Below are 17,254 nucleotides of genomic sequence, written 5' to 3'. Positions count from 1 at the left end.
GTGGGCCACGATGGTCACGCCCGAACTGGTGCTCAACAAGGACGGGTCGCTCCTGACCGTGTTCGAGTTCGAGGGCATTGACGCGGATTCGCCGAATCCTGGCGACATCACGGCCGCGCGCGACAACCTCGACCATGCGTGCCGGAACTTCGACCACCGGGTAACCGCGTGGTGGCGCATGTCACACCGGCGGGTGCGCGGCGGCATCGAGGGCGAATTCGCGTCCGAAGCCGACGCGCGCGTCGACGCGATCAATCAGGCGATCATCGGCAGCGGCAAGTTCTTCAAGAACTCGCATTCGCTGGCGCTCGCTTTCACGCCCGAGACCGGCATTTCCCGGATCTTCGACAAGATCAGCTATCACATGACGGTCGGCGGCAAGAATCTGGCCGTCGCCATGTTCGAAGCGGCGAAAGACACGATTCTCGCGCGCAGCGCCTTCGCCTTTGACTTGACGAAGATCCAGAACGAGATCAAGCGGTTCGAGTCGGTCATCGACGGCTTCGTTGGCGGCGTCACGCGCCTGAAGATGAAGCGGCTGCAATTGCAAAACGCGCTGTCCTTCCTTCACCAGCGTGCGAACCCGTCGTCGCCGAAACGCCGCGTGCGCTATCCGGTCACGATGCTCGATACCCACCTGACCGAGACGGAAGTCACCATCGGCGCGACCGAATTGATGTTCGAATCGGCGCACGGCAAGGTGTACGCGCGGATCATCGGCATCAAGGAATGGATGGGCTTCCAAGAGGCGGCGCTGGACGTGCTGTCGCAGGTCGACGCTGAATTGGACGTCTGTGTGATGTTCCGTTTCCTCGACACCTCGAGGGCGAGCGCGTACATCAAGAAAATTCGCGGCTTCTACAAGGTGGCGGCGTTCAATCCGGTCGCCATCCTCAAGCAGTGGGCAACGAAGGAAGAGCAGAAGAACGACGAGGGTCGCGAGATCCTGGCGAAAGAGGCGGGCGACGCACTCGCGAAGCTGGACGCCGAAGGTCAGCAGTACGGCTTTGCCAACATCTCGGTCGTCGTCTACGGCAGCACGCCCGAAGAGTGCGAGGACGCGACGCGTCAGGTCGTCGGCGTGATCGGCAACGCGGGCTTTGGCGTGATCCTGGAAAAGACGAACCTCTTTGCGTCGTGGAGCGCGACGCTACCGGGCCGCTGGGATCAGCAAAAGCGCCTGCAGTTCGTTGAGACGCCCGCCGTTTCCGACATCGCGCCGCTGTGCAGCGTCGGTGAAGGATCGAAGGTCAACGAGTGGCTCACGCAGCAGTCTGGCACGAGAACCGGGCCGCTCACCTGCCTGCCCACCCGCCATCGCACGCTCCAGTATTTCGACCTGCATCATCCCGGGGGCAAGGCGCACACGCTGGTCGTCGGCCCAATCGGTGCGGGTAAGTCGGTGTTCCTGAATTACCTGATGACGCAGACCGGGCGCCACGGCGCACGGCGCATCCGTTTCGACAAAGACCGTTCGACGCGCATTCCCACGTTGCTCGCTGGTGGCCGGTTCATCGATGCGACCGGGCGTTTTGAGGCCGCAACCTCGGTCAATCCGCTCTCGCTCATCGGCGAGGAAAAGCACTGGTCGTACGTCGCGGACTGGGTGCAACTCGCCATCGAGGGCGAAGACTATACCTGCACGCCGCAGCAGCAGACCGAGATTTACGAGCGCATCCGGACGCTGGCGCTCGGCTTTCCGCCCGAGAAGTGGCGCCTTTCGGGCCTCATCACGCTGCTGCCGGCCGATCTGCGCGAGCGCCTGCAAGTTTGGACCGAGGGCAACAAGAACGGCAAGTTCTTCGACCACGCCGAAGACGGCTTCGCTATCTCCGATGACCTGTCGATCGAGATGGGCGACCTGTTCCAGAACTTCCCGGTCGCCGCCGCGTTGTTCATGGATTACGCGTTCTACCGGATCGCGCAGATCCTCGACGGCAAGCGCTACACCGTGATCGAGATCGAAGAGGCGGGCTTCTTCTTCACCTACCCGAAGTTCTACGCGCGCCTCGAGATCTGGGCGGTGACGATCCGAAAGCTTAACGCGGCGCTGCTGATGGCCACGCAGTCGCTTGGCCAGTTGGCGCGCGTGCCGAACTTCGAGATTCTCAAAGAGAACATCCCGAACATCATTTACCTGCCGAACAGCGACGCGATCAACAACCAAGGGCTGTACAGCGACGTATTCGGTCTGACGCAGCACCAGATCAAGATGATTTCCGACGCGGTGCCCAACCGCGACTACCTGTGGGTGACGGCCAAGCAAAGCCGGATGCTGCAGGCGCAGTTCCCGAAGGAGGCACTTGCCTACCTGCGCTCGGACGGTCGCGCGCAGGCGCTCCTCGACAAGCACGTCAAGTCAGGCAGCCCGCACTGGCGGGAGGACTACGTGCGCGACGTGCTCGTCAACGCTTGAACGCATTAGATAAAGGTATCGCCATGATGAAAAAACTGCTCCGCTGCGTCGCAGCCACCGGCGTTCTGACGCTGGGATTCGTGCAACACGCCAACGCGAACATGCCGGTGTTCGACGCGTCCAACTTCATTCAGAACACGATGACCGCCGCGGCCGCGGTGAAGGGTGAGGTATATCAGGACTCGAACCTGGTGTACCAGTACCAAATGATGCTCAACCAGTTGAAGCAGGCGACCAACCTGAATCCTGCAGCGATGCTGGCGCAGTTCAACAGCATTAAGGACGATATTTCGGGCCTGAGCAAGTACACAGACGCCTTGAAGGACTTGTACGGCGGGCTGCAAAGCAACGCGGAGTACGCGAGCAAGGTTCAGGCGCTCATCACGCAGTCAGGCAAGTCGGCGGACCAGTGGTTCACGGACCAGAACACGCTGCTCCAAAACAACGACAAGACGGCCAAGCAACTCTTCCAGCAGGGCAACGACGTTATCTCGCACGTCAGCACGCTCGCGAAGCGCCGGCAGGAGATTCAGGACCAACTGAATATGTCGCCAACGATGCAGGCAACGGCTCAGCTGACCACGCACATGCTCGACATCATCTCCAGCCAGAACAGCGACCTTCTGACGATGATGGCGGCAAAGCAGCGCAGCGACGCGGTCAAGGATTCGGCGACGGTCGCGGACCAGCAGGCGAACAATGCCAGTCAGGCGGCGCTCAAGGCGCAACAGGATCGGGAGCGCGCTGCCTTTGACGCGCAGATCGGCTCTTCGAAGGTGCTGGGGCAATGACGGTGCGATCAGCAATGTCGCTCATGAGGTCGCTCCTCGTCTTTGTGGCGGTGATCTGCTGCATCGGCTTTACTGCTAGCCGCGCAATGGCACAAGCGGCCCCCGCTGTGCCTGCGTCGTCGACTAGCTCCGCTGCACTGCTGGCAAGCCAGGCGGGCGACTTTAGCAAGGGGGCAAGCAGCGCCGCACAGCAGATCCATGTTCTGCTCGGCAACGTCGTCACGACGGCAGTGGATGCGAGTTCGAACGTGATGAGCGAGGCCAACAAGTTCGCGTGGGGCCTGGGCGTTATCTCGCTAGTTCTCGTCGGAGTGAGGTTCGCCGGGACGCACCATCCGATTTCCGCGTGGGTCGACCTGTTCGAGGAAGTGGCGGTCCTCGGCATCTTCGTGGCCTTGTACCTTGGCTACACGTCGTCGGCGGCTGGCTTTTGGACGTGGTTTGAGCAGTTGGCGGCACATATCAGTCAGTCGGACAACGGCTCAGTTGGTTCGCAGATGGCCTCGCTCGCGGGGACCATCATCGACGCGCTCACGGCGAAGCTAAAGACGGTCAAGCTGTGGGACATTCCTGCGCTGTTGACCGATGTCATCGTTCTTGCCTTCGCTGGGATGCTCATGGTTCTCGCCTCGATCATCTTCGTTTATTACACCGCGATTGGCCAGATTCAAGCCGCCGTCGGTATCGTGCTTGGCCCGATTGCGATTGCGCTCGGCTTCTCGTCGTACACGCGCAGCTATTTTAAGAAGTGGCTCGATTGGATGATCAGCGCGGGCATGTACACCGTTGTGGTGGCCGTCCTGATAAAGCTTGTCGGGACGTCAATCTCAGACGCGGTAGGCAAGGCGACACACGTGGGCGGATCTACCACCGTCAACGGGGCGTATGTCTTCGACCTAGCGGTGTTCGTGCTGCTGCTGTCCTTCGAGATTCCGAAGCTCGCAACGATCTTCGGTGGCGGTGCGACGGCGACCGGAACCGGCGCTCTTAAGCTGGCGAGCAAATTCATCCCATGACAATCGCTCACGAAGCTATCGCGATCGAAGACCTGTTCGCCACGCACCATAAGCGCATCGAACTCGTTCGCCAATGCGCCAATGAGAGCACGGAAGCGGAATTCGCACGGAAGTGGGTGTCCGTGTTGCGCCGCTGCGCGAGCTGGTTCTGCTCCATGCCGCTCACGCCGGAGCTGCACTGTGAGCCGGGCGGTGCTTTCCGCGCGACGATTGAGTCAACGTTTTATGCGATGCGGCTGGCCGGCGCGCAGAAGTTCGCCGCGGACCTCACGTCCGACAAGCGGCGGCGGCTGGAGCCGCAGTACAACTATGCCGTGTTCTTGGCGGCTGCGTGCTCTCTGCTTGACGAGCCATTCCGTCATTTCGAGATGATTCGCCTGTCCGACCGGTCGAAGTGGAATCCGGCGGCGCACGGCGCGTTTGGCTCGTGGCTCGGCGGCGGCCAATACACGGTGGAACGGCGCGCGGCGCCGCTCAAGAACGAGCGGATGCGCACGGCGATGTTCGCCCAGACTGTCATCGCGCCAGATCTTCTCTCTGGGTTTGACACCGGGGTGTTGGACGACCTTTTCAACGCGATCAATCCCGAGCGCAGTCCGCAAGGATACGAGCCGCTGGTCCATAAAGTGGTACGGCAGGCGATGGACGTTGCTGTTGACTTCGAGCGCAAAGCGCAGAAAGCGGTGTTTGCGCCGGTCAAATACGATGTTCCGTCCGCCGTGCATGTCGCCCTCGCACTCGAGCCGCAGTTTGTTCAATCGGCGGCCCCGGCAGGCGGTGAGACGTCCGCGAACGAGCCACGTCCGCAGCCAGCGTCGGCAACCGGCAACATGGCGGCCTCGACTTCCCCGGCCTCGACTGCCCCGGCTTCGGCAACGACAAGCGCGGCCGCGACCCCGAGCGCCGCCGCATCGAACTCGCCAGACCAGAAGGTCGCCGTAGCGCCGCCGAATTTCTCGCAGTCGTTGCGTGACGCGCTGGAGCGGAGCCAGGCACCCGCCGCTACCGCCGCCTCGGCTGACTCATCTACTGGCCCGGGCACCGCGCCGCAGCGCCCGGCGCCGGTCGACCCTGCCGCGACCAATACCGCCCGCGGCAGCGCCAGCCGAGTCGGTCCGTCAGACGAGGAACTAACGGAGGTGTTGGGGCCGGGTGCCGCGATGATGAAAGAATTTTTCAGGGCACTGGCGGGCGACGTCGCATCGGGAAAGGCGAAGGTCACGTGGGAAGAAAAAGGCCTTGCCGTGCAAAAGCGCCTCGTCGGCGCGTACGGCATGACTAGCGAAACGCTCGTCGAGCAGCTTAAGAAGCGCCAGCTACTCATGCGCGCTCATGGCAACGATATCTGCATTGTTGAGCGAGCAGGGCGTCTAATCATGGAGCGGTCAGCGGCATGAGCTACGTCAACCACTTCCGGCCCATCTACGAGTTCAGGCCATTCGTCGTCTGGCCGGTGGTCATCGTTGGGATACTCGTCTCGGGAATGCCATACGGCTGGGCATTCGCTCTCGCCGGTGTGCTGCTGCTTTCGATACGCGCCCTGCAAATCTGGAAGGCGCTGAGCTTTCGCATGGCGATTTCCACGAAGTGGCTCAGCAAGATCCATATCGACAAGCTCCTCGCCACGCAGAAGACGATGCGGCTGAAAGCGGACTCGATGTACTTGGGCACGGGCTACGAATGGACGCAAAAGCACACGCAGATCGCCCACGAGATTCTTCGGATGCCGGTGACGGATATTCCGTCGTTGCCCAAGTGGTTGCCCAAAACCGAAATCGGTCGGACCGTCGAGGCGCGCATCGAGCGGCTGTTCGGACCGAGCGACAGCATCCGGGACCGCATGCCGCAGGGATCATCGTGGATCCACGGCATGGAGCCGCAGAAGGTGAAAGTGCCGTTTCACTACAAGGCAATGGGCGGTCACACGCTCGTGGCCGGTACAACAGGCGCGGGCAAGACCCGAACGTATGAAGTCATCTCCACGCAGGTGATCCATAACCCAAAAGACGTTCTGATCATCGTCGACCCTAAAAACGACGACGAGTGGAAAAAGCGCGTTGAGAAGGAGTGCGCCCGCACCGGCCGCAAATTCCTCTACTTCAATCAGGCTAAACCGCACGAGTCGATTCGCCTGAACCCGCTCGAAAACTGGTCGCAGCCGTCGGAAATCCCGTCGCGGATTGCGCAGTTGATGGAAGAGGGCCAGTTCCGGGACTTCGCGTTTCTGTTCATCGACCGCGCCGTGAAAGGCGAGTTGTACGTCGGCGACAAGCCCAACCTGCGATCGATTCTGAAGTACGCGCAGTCGGGGATATCCAACTTGCTGGAGCGAGGCCTGCGCCGCTTCTTCATCGAAAATGGCCTGGTGGACTGGGAAGAGCTGACGGTCACGGCAACGGTCAAAGACGCGCAGCGCCGCAACGACGCGTCAATGGTCGACGGGATGGTCAAGCTGTATCTGGACCGGTTTGCTGCTCACGATCGCGGGCACGAGACGATCGATGGATTGATCGCGACGCACACGCACGACCGCGAGCACTACATGAAGATCATCGCCTCGGCTCTGCCGCTGCTGCAGATGCTGGCGACCGGCGAAACCGGGTTGATGCTCGCCCCGAAGGCGGATGACTTCGAAGACGAGCGTGAGATATGGGACATCGACAAGATCATCAAGCAGAAGGCGGTCCTCTACATGGGCCTGGATTCGCTGTCGAACAACATCGTGCAGAAGGCGATCGCCTCAATGGCGCTGTCTGACGTCGCGGCGGTGTGCGGAGCGATCTATAACTTCTACGCTGAGAAGCCCGACGTCGTGCTCATCATCGACGAGATCGCCGAGGCCATCAACGAGCAGGTGATTCAGATCCTAAACAAGGGACGTGGGGCCGGGTTCAAGGCGTTTGTCGCTTTTCAGGCGCGCGCCGACCTGGAAGCAAAACTTGGAAACGCCGCAAAAATGCTGCAGGTTTTGGGTAACCTGAACAACCAGATTGTCCTCAGACTGGAGGACTCAGATACTGCTAAGTGGTTCTCCGACAAGGTCGGCGAAACCGCGATCCGCGTGGTGAACGTCTCAAACAGCTTGAACACGACGACAGAGGCGCATGCACTGGAATTCAGCGGCTCGCAATCGCGCTCGCTTCAGCTTGAGAAGGTGCCATTGATCCCGGTGCGCCTTCTCCATAGCTTGCCGAACTTGCAGTACTTCATGCGCATCTCGGGAGGTGCCGTGTATCAGGGTCGAATTCCCATCATCGAAGGCTAAACCTAAAACTATGTCCGCTGCATACAAACACATCATCCGCGATCACAAGCTGTCGCACCGGCTCATGCCGGTGTTCAACGTGTCGCCGGATCTCGAGCTCGCGTGCTCCCGCGTGGCCGACTTCATCGGCGAACGTTTCATGGGAGACAAGCGGCCGTTGGCTGCTGAGATGATCGAATCGGCACTCGACAGTTACAGGCGGGCCAAGCGCAACGGCGAACCGTACGTGGCATTCATGCAAGGTCTCTTTGAGCCGGCTGAGGCACTTTACGCGCGTCGTTACGTTGCGCGCCGTGGCGAGAAGGTGGAGGTGTGGTGTCCGATGGTGGAGGCGATCACCGCGTTTGAACAGCGCCATCCCGACCACGAGCTTGAAATGGTCGACGAGCGCTGTCCGGACCATATCACGCAGCGTACCGCAGCATTCCAGCTCGCATCCCGCGTGCTGCACGGCGAGACGTTCCGCCGCTACTTCGAGGAATACGATGTCGCTCACCGTTACGATAATAGCGAAGTTGTCGCAGACTGATTTCCGCACGGCGAAGCGAGCACTCGAGACCGCGATGGCATTCGACGGCGATGCGAACGCTGCCGTGCCGGAAGAGTTCACCCATGGCTCCGGAGCGCGTTGTTACGCCCTGGCTACCATCGCCGAGTATCGCCCCGCGCTCTTTTGGTGCGGGTTGCTTGCGGTAGCTCTGATTCCCGTGTTGGCGGCGGTGAAGGTGCTACATGGCTAGCCGCTTCGGTTCGCACCTGAAGATCTGGTTTCTCTTGGTCCCGGTGTTGGCAATCGCCGTGATGCCTGCGGTGCCCGACCGGAAGTTATTCGAGGTGCCGGACGTCGAGACTCAGTCGTTGGTGGCTACCGTTGGGCAGCAGAACGTTGATGCCGCAGTGAGCCGGGCGAACGGAATATTTCGCCGTGCGTTCGTTGATACTGGCCTGCTTCACCGGACACTGAATGCGTCGGGGAGCGTCGGCGGGATGAACGACGGAGGTTTTTCCAGCTTCGCGCATACCTGGACCGAAAACTTCTGGCTGCTCGTCTATCGAATCGTCTTCCGAGCGATGGTGATGAAGCTGTGGATCGTAGGCACGATCCTTTTTGCAATCGGAATGTTCATCGACGGCACCGCTAGACGAAAGATCAAAGCCTCGGCAGCGGGCTTCGTCAGCCCACTGTCTTTCCACCTCGCGAGCCACGGCCTCTTGCTCGTTTTCGGCACGCTATTGGCCGTGCTCGTCGCGCCGTTGCCCGTGCTAGCGGGATACTGGGTCGCGGCTGCAGCGCTGCTTGGCGCGCTACTGTGGAAAGCCGCAGAGTCGTTTCAATCTGCGCGTTAGAAAGTAGTTAGTAAGGTGAAGCCCGGAAAGCTCGCAAAAAACAGCGTCTTTGTGGGGAACGGGCTTCATCATGATACGTCCCCCGGCCACCAGCACACCCTCCTGGTCGCTTCATTCCATCCCAAGTGCCGACCTCATCCCGAGCCGGCCCTTCGTTGCTCTCCCCGACCTTCGACTCTCAGCGCGCGCGGATGACCGTCGCGTGCGTGCCACGCCACGGGCCGCGGCGCGGCCCTGCTGGTTAGGCTTCCTCGTCGGAAAGGCGCGCGAAATAGTCGCTGTTTCCGATGTTGGCCGATCTCCGCGACCGCAACAATGGATCCATAGGCAGCGCGATTTGCTTGCCTGATTCCCAACGATGAAACGGGCCAATGGGTCCAAAGAGGAGAGCGAATGAGCACCGTGGTCGAACCCGGCAATGAAGAAAAGGTCGCACACAGCGCGCTCGAACAAGCTACCGGCGAGCCTGCGCTCACGACCGATGGTGCGGACGACGGCGAGCTTGAGCGCGAGCTGACCCAGATGGAAGCGGACGCGGATCGCCTTCAAAAGGAAGGCGTGATCTCGTCCGACGACGCGCAGATGAAGCGCGCGGAAGTGGCCAAGACGCGCAAGCTGTTCCGCGACCTGCCTGCCGCCGAGCGCATTTCGATCATCAAGCGCCGCCGCGAGATCGGCCGGCAGTTGCTCGATCGCCAGCTTTCCGGTGCGGCAGTCGTGACGGCGCGTGTGCGCTTGAACCATACGCGCCTGAAGCCGCTGTTCGAACAGTGGTGGCCGTACATCAACCGCATGAGCATCAACATGCAGCGTTTCGGCCGCTCGACGTTCGGCCAAAACGACAAGGAAGTCGTCAACAGCGCACTGGAGAAGCTGCTCGCAGGTATTGAGAGCTACGTGGACGAGCAGCTGCGCGTGGCAGAAGGCTTCCGCCAGCAGAAAGAAGCAGAGCTTCGAGCGAACAAGGAATTTGTGTTCGAGCCGACGATTCCGATGCCGGCGATGGACATCGAGGTCGAGGCCTACTCGCGCTTCTCGATGCGCGTGCTGAGCGCCATTATGAAGTTTGACCGCGCGATGGATCACTTCGACTTCATGGTGTGGAACGGCATTCGCGACCAGTCCGATGTGGACGATGAGGCGGTCAACTTCCTCAAGCGCTTCAATCCGCTCGGCATTCGCGGGTACATGACGCACCTGAAGCTGATGACGACGGTCCGCGGCAACTAAGGAGGCGCGATGCTGGACGAGCTCAATCCCCAGCAACGGGAAGTCGCCCAGTTGCGCCAGCATTGCGTGGCGATCGCCTGCCCCGGCGCGGGTAAGACAAAGACAATCGCCACGAAAGCAGCCCTGCTGCTACAAGACAGCGCCGCGACGGTTGGCGCCGTCACTTTCTCTAAGGACGCCGCGCTGGAATTGCGCGAGCGCATTCTGGCTGCCGCCGGCGAGTCGGCGAAGAAGCGCCTGATCGCCGGTACCTTCCACTCCCTCGCTTTCAAGCAACTGAAACGCCCCGGTGCGCGGGCGCTCGATATCGCCTCCGACGGTGACCGGCTCGGCTTGCTCATCCGCGTCATGCAGGAACTCGGGCGCGACGGGAAGGCAGAAGACGTCATTCCAACGATCGAGAAGATCAAAACCAATTTCGGGCGGTGCGATCCGGATACTGCCGACGGCGAGCTGTACCACGCGTATCAGGACGCGCTTGCGCGTAACGGCAAGATCGACTTTCAGGACATGCTGCGCCTGTCCGTCGAGGGGATGGAGCAAGGCACCATTGCCCCATACGCGTTCACCTATCTGCTCGTTGACGAGTTTCAGGATACCGACCCGCTGCAATATCGGTGGATCGAGCTTCATGCGAAGGCGGGTTCGATCGTGACCGTCGTAGGCGACGACGACCAGAGTATCTACGCTTTCCGTGAGGCGCTCGGTTATCGCGGTATGGAATCGTTTATCGAGTCGTTCCAAGCAAAGCCGGTGGTGCTTGGCAGCAACTATCGTTGCCGTGCCGAGATCCTGGGCGCGGCCGACCGCGTGATCCGCAATAACGTCGACCGCATTGCGAAGGTGCTGCGCGCCGAGAAGGGGCCGGGCGGAAGTGTGCTCACCTCGCGGCATCCCGACGAGTATGAAGAGGCGACCGCAGCAGTCGAGGTGCTTGGGCCGCTGCTGGCGAAAGGGCAGTCGTGCGCCATCCTCGCGCGCACCAACCGCATCCTCGACCCGCTGGAATCCGTCTGTCGCTCCCACGGCATCAAGTATTACCGCGCATCGGGCGCATCGGTGCTGAGCCGCCCCGAGGGTGCGCTCATGTGCAACCTGCTGGAGATTGTCGAGCGCATCAAAGACACCGGACTTGACGCCGTTCTCGCGCACCTGGGCTTGACCGCGCAGCAGTTGCGCGCATTGCATGCCGACATGGGGGCAGAACTGACGCAGAAGGGCCGCGCCGAGTTGGTCGAGCTAGGGCTGCCGGAGGACGTCGCCACGAACTATCGCGAGTTCATGAAGCGTCTGGCGGAATGGCAAAGTCTGTGCGATCGCAAGTTTTATTCGCTGACGCTCTCAGGCGTCGCTGAGTGGATGCTGAAGTACGCAAAAAAGGATTCGGCAATACGCGCCATCGAAGCGACAAACGAAGTCCTCTGCCGCTTGTCAGGCAGCTTCGCTGAGCGGCTTCTTTTCTTGCGTCAGGATAACAACGAGCCGACTCCCGGCGCGCTCATCCTCACGACGATGCACAGCTCGAAAGGGCTGGAGTGGGATCACGTGTGGATCGCGCGCAGCGAGGAGACGATCGTCCCTGATGCCAAATCGACGGAACCGGAGGAGCGGCGACTGTTCTACGTCGCAATGACGCGCGCGCGTGAATCTCTGATGATCTCGGGCACGTCAAAGAACTTCGAATCGCGTTTCGTCGTTGAGGCGCAGCTACAGCAAGTCGCCGCCGCTGCCTGATTTTTTGGAAGGCTCACCGCTAGCCGGGAATATCGCCTATACCATGGACTGTACTTCCGCGCGAAGGAGGAGCAGCCATGTCGACGTTTCACCAGGTCCTCGGATTGTGGTTGGCACCCGATTTCTCAGCCGTGCAAAGGGGCGAACTCCCGCCTCCGCACGTCGACTTTGACGCCGTTGACGCCGATAGCCTCGCAGGCGCGATCGCGGCGTTCAACGAGTGCGGCGAGAACGTTACCGTCCGCGTCCCCAACGATGCTATCGACCAGGTCACTGTCCATTACCGTATGACCGGCCGCATGCCCGGAAGCGCGAAATGCGACGACTTCGCAGACAAACTACTTCGCAGTGCGGAAACCGTTGGCGATCTGGACGTGCGGCGTTCTTGGGCGACCCTCCACGCGCTCCCAAACAGGCGGCAAGCTCCGCCGCCCGTGCTGCTCATGTTCGTAGTAAGCGGTGACTTTGAAGCTGTGATGGTGTGGTCACATCAGTTCATCGTGCGTCTCGGCATACGAGCAGCGGACATCTCGAAGCAGCTTCTTGGTAACAGTCAGGGCGAAGACTACCAAGGTCACTTGCCAGATGAACTCGGGAGATGCATTGGACGCACCTTCGGAATCGCATATAGGCCGGAATGCCTCGTGACGGGACTTGCTAGCTCGCGCGTGCCACGATGATGGCTGCATTCCGTCCGATCCAACGCGCCCCTATCTGGTCGCTCGGCCCAAAAAAAAGCCCGCTCAACGGCGGGCAGCAATCCATATCAGTCGAGACATGGAGGAGACGTGGTCAGTATAAACCCTATGATTTCTGACGCATAGCCAACTTGTACGTCACGACGGACTTGTACGCGGGGCGGTTCCAGTGTGGCGTGCCGAGCGTCATCGCCTGACTGTTCACAAGCCGCCCAGTGTCGAGCATGCAAAAGCAATGGCCCTCGAACGCGGCTTCTTGCGCTGCCGCGTCCCACGTCTTAGTGAGGAAATCGAAGATCGGTTCGATGGGTTTCATGATCAGGGTTCTTAGAGACTTTGACCCGTTATCGGCAAATCACCAGACTTGTTCAGGGGCTCAGGCGATGGCGCGCGAGATCTCCGTCACGTTCGATTCAGTGCGTTCCTGGCCCTTCGTGTCGTCCAAGCGCGGACCGGCGATAGGCCCTTCGTCCCGCGTCGAATCGGCATCAATCGTCAGCATTCTGGCGACGCGCTTGAGCGTGCCGTTGAGCGACGCACGCGGACCGAGTCGGATCGTGCCGCAGTAGAAGATGTCACCCGAGACTTGGCCGTTGATTTCCAGCGAGCCACGCGCGTGCACATCGCCGTCGACGCGCCCGTCAATGCGAACGTGCTCGCCTTGTGCGCTGCCCTTCACGAGGCCGCCCTCGCCGATGTGCAGCAGACCCTGCGTGGAGATGATGCCGCCGTCGAGCAGGCCGAAAGACGAAATGCCGTGATCCACGACCATGTCGCCGGTGATGGCGCAGCCGCGCGCGATGAGCGTGATGTTGAGTTCGGTTTTCATGGTGTCGATTCCTAGAACATTTGCACTTCGTTCGACCCGCCTCGGGTCGCGGGTGCTGCTTTCTTGTTCGGTGCCGCTGCGCCGTCGGACTCCGTGGTCTGCTCGTCGCGCGCGCGCTTTGTGTGGTGGCGGTAGCTGTGCGAGTGCGACGGCGCGGGCGTCTCTGTCGTCGCGCTCTCTGTGGCTTGCGTCGTCGCGGCGGGCGTTGCCGTCGTTGCCGACGTCGTCGGTTGCTTCGGAACGCTTTGCGCTGCCGGTGCAGCGGCCTTCATCGCGGGGGAGTTGGCTGCAGGCTGCTGTGCCACGTCCGCGTCACGACGGGCTTGATGAATCGGCGACGCCGCCGCTCGCTGCTCCTCCGTCGAAACCGGGGCCGACTTGGCTGGGGTTGCGCCAACGGCGGGAGCGTTGCTTCCGAGCGAATTTCTGAACTGGTCAGCCGTCAGGCCGACCCCCGAAGGAGCGAGGTCCTTTGCGGTGAGCATCGGTGCCACGGCAACCGGATGAGGCGGTTCCGCGTCGATCGGACGCGTCGATGGTGCACTTGGCTGCTCTGTTCCCGCGAGCTTGCCTGCACCCGAATCCGGGCGAGCGGCGCTGTGGGCCGACGGTGCACCGAACGACTTGTAGAGGGAAGCGGCTCCCATTCCTGCCATACCGACCACAGCGGCGATTGCCACCGCAACGAGCGTTTGGCGGGCGGTGGGCGCTGCCTTCGGCAGGCGCACCTTCATAGAAGGCGCCTTGTCCTGAGCCGCCAGGTCCGCGGGCGCGGGAAGCGCAGCAATCTGCCGCGGCAGATCGATGGTCATTGAGTCAGGTGCGAACTGGGCGTGCAGTCGCTGAATATCGCGTAGGTCCATGTGAGGTCCTCTCGTCGTTGCATTAGGTCGAGCGTAACCAGCGCTGCCGCTAGTCAAGACAGGAGCGCATGCGCGCGCTCAAGACGGTTTAGTGGGCTTGACCAGGGTCGGGAAGCAACACACCTTCGGGGGCAAAGCGATCGTTATCAAAAATGCAGAGATAGGCGATCTTGCGAATCCGCGTCTGAGCGGCATCGAGGGTGCTCTGGCGAGCTTCCGAGCCCAACGATCGAGCGATCAGTGCGCCCATCGTCAGTAAGAAGAGCTGGTCGTAGATGGTCAGCAGGCGTACCAATCGTCCCGACATAGCGTGCTTGATTTCGAGCGTCACTATCTCCGGATACGTCGCAGTCTGCCTCTTGGGCAGTTCATTGGCCCAAGCCATCGCCTTGCGGAACCAGCCTTCGGCCACTCGAAATTCAGATTCGATAGCGATGAGCTTGCCGCCGCGAGCGACGGTCATCTTCGCTGCTGCAAAGTTGAAGTCGCCCCGCAAAAACTCACGTGCGAATCCCGAGTGGTACGGCAGTTCTGTCTTGGCCAGCGTATCCGCATGGATTCGCGCGAGCCGACTGTCATTGGTCAGGCGGTCCAGCCGCCGAAGACCGCTCTCGCCAGTTGCCGCGACCGGAGGTGAGCTTGGTCTTAATCCGTCTTCAGGTGCTTCCATGTCGGTACCAGCCATGATCGTTTTCGGTATGTCTGTGTTCTCTCTCACATAAGATTTTCATTGTTTAGGCAAGAGTCAAGGCGGCGAAAGCTAGGTCAAATTCGTGAGCTTTCACCCGCACGCTCGCGTCGATAACCCGGATACTCAACTCCATTCCCCGCGTCACCGACGCATCGACCTCGACTCCAAGCCCGGAGTCCATCTTTTCTCTGCAAGTCGTGCCCGCCTCGTGCGTTGGCATGCGCCGACCGGATAGCTACCGGTGTGGAAATCTTCCTTGTGCTGAGTGTGCTCGCTACACACTCCCCAATTTCAGCCGTGATACTCGTACCCTGTGCTGCATTCATTTGCGCCGGTACATCGTTCGAACCCGGGTTTTCGGGTGTTCTCTCTCCAGAGCCTGATCTGGGTAGAACGATCGAAGTTGGCTGATCCGTGATTCCTGCGGCGGAAGTAATTCCGAAAAGGGCTGTTGCGCGGCGTGACCATGCTGCGCGAGAACGACTTTACGTTCTCTGATCGAGCGACACCGGCATTGCCGGCCGCTCCCTGCACGCCACGTCCCCGGAAGGGACGTGGCGCGTAGGTCTCTATATCGATTTCAAGAAGCTCGCTCCCTCACCGGAGCGGGCTTTTTTTTCGTCTGTCGCGTCCTGCGGCCGGACCTTTCTCAACGGAGGTGCTGTTCTATGTTGTTGCCCGACCGCCTCAATCAACGTATCGCCGAGGCCATCACGCATCAAATCAATACCGAGCGCGAGCAGGCGGACACCACGTCCCCCGTTTGGCGGGAGCGGTGCGAAGTAGCTCGAGTCGCGATGTTCAGCGACGCAGAGCGCTCTGTCTTCATTTCCCATGTCAGCGAACGTCGCGGCAGTGCGGCAGCCCGAGAGATGCAATCTCAGGCCGAATCACTGCGGACCAACGCCATCTTCTTTCTTGCAAGGAAACCCTCATGAACGCAGTCGTTCAGATGTTCGATCACGCGCCGCGTAGCCTCGTTGAAGAACGAGCTATTCGCCCGCCCACGATCGGCAAGATTCGACCCGGTATCAAGGTACTCACGCGGGCGCACCAAGCCAACGAAAAAGCGGTCAAGCTCTACAACGACATGGTCGCTGCGGGCGAGTCGTTCGAAGCCATCGGCAAGCTGCTCGAAACGTCGCTGAAGCTTCGGAACGCGCTGATTCCCAGAAACGTCGATTACTTCGTCTGTAGACGGTCCGACTTTTCCAATCCGGACACAGCCGACGAGATCCTGCGGCTGTATGGTGAGGATCGCGGGCAAGGCTTGCGGCTGTATCGTTTCCCGATCATGTTCGCGTTCGACGACTGGCTGCGCAATGTGCCGAATCAGATGGCCGCGTACACGACAACCGGGCGACAGTACTTCTCGGAGTACGACCGCGACGGCAAACGCTATTGCAAGACGTATGCACCGGTCGAGCGTAACGCACGCGCACAGCGGGCGCGACGATCCTTCGGTGGGCGACTGGTAGTTCACCGGCAAGACGACGACATTCCCGATGGCGTCTGTGATCCTCACGTCTGTCCGCAGTATCAGGACCGCAAGTGCAACCTGACCGCAAACTTCTTGTTTGCAGTTCCGGACGTGAAGGGACTTGGTCTGATCGAGTTGCCGACCAACTCCATCTACGTGCTGCAGAAAGCGTATTCGGCGATGCAGACCGTGGCATTGGCGCGTGGCAGGCTCACCGGCACGCGCTTTTGGCTCTCGAAGAAAGAGTTTGACATCACGCGGATTGACGACAACGGCCAGGCCGTACGTCAGAAGCAGATGCTGACGGTGCTCGATGCCGATATCGACCTGGGCGCGCTGTTGGACGGCGCGGACGAGGCTCAACCGGCGCTCGATGCTGCCAGTCGTGCCGTGGCCCTGTTGGAGTCAGACGGGACGTTACAGTCGATTGGCGATCCGGTCGTTCAGCCTGAGCGGGAGCAATCTGAGGCCGACCGGGCAGGCGATGGCGAGCCATCGGGCATCGACGGCGCAGCTGGTCATGACGACGACTCGCTCGACCCCGATGAGACGCTGGAAGACAAGCGTCACCGTATGTCCGACCTGCTGCATCGTCTGGGCCTTAGTCAGCCGGAGCGACAGAACGGCTTTCGCAAATACGCGCACCAGACGTACGGTCGTGGCTGGATCGAGCGCATCGCTGATGTGGATGCGATGAACGCGCGCCTCAAAGCGGCGCTCGACGATCCGGCCTCGCTTGACGTCGAAATTCAGGACGCGATTGCGCAAGCTGCTTACGTCTAACCTTGGCCAGTCCCCCTTCGGGGGCTGGCATCCTTTCTTCTACGCTCGCGCATGAGAGCATTTCAGCAAGAACTGCTTGCTCAAATGTTTTCGACCGCGCTGTACATGCGT

General features: G+C 60.8%; 18 protein-coding genes. 13 read left to right on the top strand and 5 right to left on the bottom strand.

The window, feature by feature from the left end; genetic code table 11:
- Positions 1–181 precede the first annotated feature (181 nt).
- Positions 182–550 (bottom strand): hypothetical protein, encoded by a 369-nt coding sequence (locus LDZ23_RS30845; protein ID WP_244808779.1) that lies wholly within the window; start codon positions 548–550, stop codon positions 182–184.
- Here LDZ23_RS30845 and LDZ23_RS30840 point away from each other — a divergent pair.
- From LDZ23_RS30840 to LDZ23_RS30790, 11 genes are all read left to right on the top strand, one after another.
- Positions 530–2,416 (top strand): VirB4 family type IV secretion system protein, encoded by a 1,887-nt coding sequence (locus LDZ23_RS30840; protein ID WP_244808778.1) that lies wholly within the window; start codon positions 530–532, stop codon positions 2,414–2,416. The two genes, LDZ23_RS30845 and LDZ23_RS30840, sit on opposite strands and share 21 nt — an antisense overlap.
- A gap of 23 nt (positions 2,417–2,439) precedes the next feature.
- Positions 2,440–3,207, top strand: coding sequence for a TrbJ/VirB5 family protein (locus LDZ23_RS30835; protein WP_244808777.1), 768 nt, complete (start codon positions 2,440–2,442; stop codon positions 3,205–3,207).
- A 23-nt stretch (positions 3,208–3,230) separates the two neighbouring features.
- Positions 3,231–4,223 carry a type IV secretion system protein gene (locus tag LDZ23_RS30830; RefSeq protein ID WP_244808776.1) on the top strand — a complete coding sequence of 331 codons (993 nt, stop codon included), beginning with the start codon at positions 3,231–3,233 and terminating at the stop codon, positions 4,221–4,223.
- Positions 4,220–5,620, top strand: a complete 1,401-nt coding sequence (locus LDZ23_RS30825) for a TraI domain-containing protein (protein ID WP_244808775.1) — start codon at positions 4,220–4,222, stop codon at positions 5,618–5,620. The genes LDZ23_RS30830 and LDZ23_RS30825 overlap by 4 nt, the downstream gene beginning before the upstream one ends.
- Positions 5,617–7,488, top strand: a complete 1,872-nt coding sequence (traD, locus tag LDZ23_RS30820) for a conjugative transfer system coupling protein TraD (protein WP_244808774.1) — start codon at positions 5,617–5,619, stop codon at positions 7,486–7,488. Before LDZ23_RS30825 ends, traD begins: the two co-directional genes overlap by 4 nt.
- Before the next feature lie 10 nt (positions 7,489–7,498).
- Positions 7,499–8,017 (top strand): hypothetical protein, encoded by a 519-nt coding sequence (locus tag LDZ23_RS30815; protein ID WP_244808773.1) that lies wholly within the window; start codon positions 7,499–7,501, stop codon positions 8,015–8,017.
- Complete coding sequence (locus LDZ23_RS30810; protein WP_244808772.1) at positions 7,974–8,228, top strand: hypothetical protein; 255 nt, start codon at positions 7,974–7,976, stop codon at positions 8,226–8,228. The genes LDZ23_RS30815 and LDZ23_RS30810 overlap by 44 nt, the downstream gene beginning before the upstream one ends.
- The gene (locus LDZ23_RS30805; protein ID WP_244808771.1) at positions 8,221–8,835 is read left to right on the top strand and encodes an IncC plasmid conjugative DNA transfer DtrJ family protein; all 615 of its coding nucleotides are present in this window, start codon (positions 8,221–8,223) and stop codon (positions 8,833–8,835) included. The genes LDZ23_RS30810 and LDZ23_RS30805 overlap by 8 nt, the downstream gene beginning before the upstream one ends.
- 393 nt (positions 8,836–9,228) lie before the next feature.
- The gene (locus LDZ23_RS30800) at positions 9,229–10,065 is read left to right on the top strand and encodes an ATPase (protein WP_244808770.1); all 837 of its coding nucleotides are present in this window, start codon (positions 9,229–9,231) and stop codon (positions 10,063–10,065) included.
- A 9-nt stretch (positions 10,066–10,074) separates the two neighbouring features.
- Positions 10,075–11,799, top strand: a complete 1,725-nt coding sequence (locus LDZ23_RS30795; protein ID WP_244808769.1) for an ATP-dependent helicase — start codon at positions 10,075–10,077, stop codon at positions 11,797–11,799.
- 77 nt (positions 11,800–11,876) lie between these two features.
- Positions 11,877–12,479: a hypothetical protein gene (locus LDZ23_RS30790; protein WP_244808768.1), complete on the top strand. Its 603-nt coding sequence runs from the start codon at positions 11,877–11,879 to the stop codon at positions 12,477–12,479.
- 124 nt (positions 12,480–12,603) lie between these two features.
- Here LDZ23_RS30790 and LDZ23_RS30785 read toward each other — a convergent pair whose 3' ends face one another.
- From LDZ23_RS30785 to LDZ23_RS30770, 4 genes are all read right to left on the bottom strand, one after another.
- Positions 12,604–12,813: a hypothetical protein gene (locus LDZ23_RS30785; protein WP_244808767.1), complete on the bottom strand. Its 210-nt coding sequence runs from the start codon at positions 12,811–12,813 to the stop codon at positions 12,604–12,606.
- 60 nt (positions 12,814–12,873) lie between these two features.
- Positions 12,874–13,326 carry a bactofilin family protein gene (locus tag LDZ23_RS30780; RefSeq protein WP_244808766.1) on the bottom strand — a complete coding sequence of 151 codons (453 nt, stop codon included), beginning with the start codon at positions 13,324–13,326 and terminating at the stop codon, positions 12,874–12,876.
- Positions 13,327–13,337: 11 nt separating this feature from the next.
- Positions 13,338–14,189 (bottom strand): hypothetical protein, encoded by an 852-nt coding sequence (locus tag LDZ23_RS30775; RefSeq protein WP_244808765.1) that lies wholly within the window; start codon positions 14,187–14,189, stop codon positions 13,338–13,340.
- Between the two features lie 88 nt (positions 14,190–14,277).
- Positions 14,278–14,874 carry a DUF1845 domain-containing protein gene (locus LDZ23_RS30770; RefSeq protein WP_244808764.1) on the bottom strand — a complete coding sequence of 199 codons (597 nt, stop codon included), beginning with the start codon at positions 14,872–14,874 and terminating at the stop codon, positions 14,278–14,280.
- 677 nt (positions 14,875–15,551) lie between these two features.
- On the opposite strand from LDZ23_RS30770, the gene LDZ23_RS30765 reads away from it, so the two are divergent.
- The gene (locus LDZ23_RS30765) at positions 15,552–15,818 is read left to right on the top strand and encodes a DUF7696 family protein (protein ID WP_061168064.1); all 267 of its coding nucleotides are present in this window, start codon (positions 15,552–15,554) and stop codon (positions 15,816–15,818) included.
- Positions 15,815–17,143 (top strand): recombination directionality factor, encoded by a 1,329-nt coding sequence (locus LDZ23_RS30760; protein WP_244808763.1) that lies wholly within the window; start codon positions 15,815–15,817, stop codon positions 17,141–17,143. Before LDZ23_RS30765 ends, LDZ23_RS30760 begins: the two co-directional genes overlap by 4 nt.
- Positions 17,144–17,254: the final 111 nt, after the last annotated feature.

It is taken from the genome of Caballeronia zhejiangensis (genome assembly GCF_022879815.1).
Taxonomy (GTDB): Bacteria; Pseudomonadota; Gammaproteobacteria; order Burkholderiales; family Burkholderiaceae; genus Caballeronia; species Caballeronia zhejiangensis.
This window is presented reverse-complemented; position numbering and strand designations above follow the sequence as displayed.

What these genes read in the sequence shown, in the direction of transcription:
- LDZ23_RS30840 (WP_244808778.1), top strand. Translation starts at nt 530, where the DNA reads ATGAAGCGGCTGCAATTGCAAAACGCGCTGTCCTTCCTTCACCAGCGT.
- LDZ23_RS30835 (WP_244808777.1), top strand. Translation starts at nt 2,440, where the DNA reads ATGATGAAAAAACTGCTCCGCTGCGTCGCAGCCACCGGCGTTCTGACG.
- LDZ23_RS30830 (WP_244808776.1), top strand. Translation starts at nt 3,231, where the DNA reads ATGAGGTCGCTCCTCGTCTTTGTGGCGGTGATCTGCTGCATCGGCTTT.
- LDZ23_RS30825 (WP_244808775.1), top strand. Translation starts at nt 4,220, where the DNA reads ATGACAATCGCTCACGAAGCTATCGCGATCGAAGACCTGTTCGCCACG.
- traD (WP_244808774.1), top strand. Translation starts at nt 5,617, where the DNA reads ATGAGCTACGTCAACCACTTCCGGCCCATCTACGAGTTCAGGCCATTC.
- LDZ23_RS30815 (WP_244808773.1), top strand. Translation starts at nt 7,499, where the DNA reads ATGTCCGCTGCATACAAACACATCATCCGCGATCACAAGCTGTCGCAC.
- LDZ23_RS30810 (WP_244808772.1), top strand. Translation starts at nt 7,974, where the DNA reads ATGTCGCTCACCGTTACGATAATAGCGAAGTTGTCGCAGACTGATTTC.
- LDZ23_RS30805 (WP_244808771.1), top strand. Translation starts at nt 8,221, where the DNA reads ATGGCTAGCCGCTTCGGTTCGCACCTGAAGATCTGGTTTCTCTTGGTC.
- LDZ23_RS30800 (WP_244808770.1), top strand. Translation starts at nt 9,229, where the DNA reads ATGAGCACCGTGGTCGAACCCGGCAATGAAGAAAAGGTCGCACACAGC.
- LDZ23_RS30795 (WP_244808769.1), top strand. Translation starts at nt 10,075, where the DNA reads ATGCTGGACGAGCTCAATCCCCAGCAACGGGAAGTCGCCCAGTTGCGC.
- LDZ23_RS30790 (WP_244808768.1), top strand. Translation starts at nt 11,877, where the DNA reads ATGTCGACGTTTCACCAGGTCCTCGGATTGTGGTTGGCACCCGATTTC.
- LDZ23_RS30785 (WP_244808767.1), bottom strand. Translation starts at nt 12,813, where the DNA reads ATGAAACCCATCGAACCGATCTTCGATTTCCTCACTAAGACGTGGGAC.
- LDZ23_RS30780 (WP_244808766.1), bottom strand. Translation starts at nt 13,326, where the DNA reads ATGAAAACCGAACTCAACATCACGCTCATCGCGCGCGGCTGCGCCATC.
- LDZ23_RS30775 (WP_244808765.1), bottom strand. Translation starts at nt 14,189, where the DNA reads ATGGACCTACGCGATATTCAGCGACTGCACGCCCAGTTCGCACCTGAC.
- LDZ23_RS30770 (WP_244808764.1), bottom strand. Translation starts at nt 14,874, where the DNA reads ATGGCTGGTACCGACATGGAAGCACCTGAAGACGGATTAAGACCAAGC.
- LDZ23_RS30760 (WP_244808763.1), top strand. Translation starts at nt 15,815, where the DNA reads ATGAACGCAGTCGTTCAGATGTTCGATCACGCGCCGCGTAGCCTCGTT.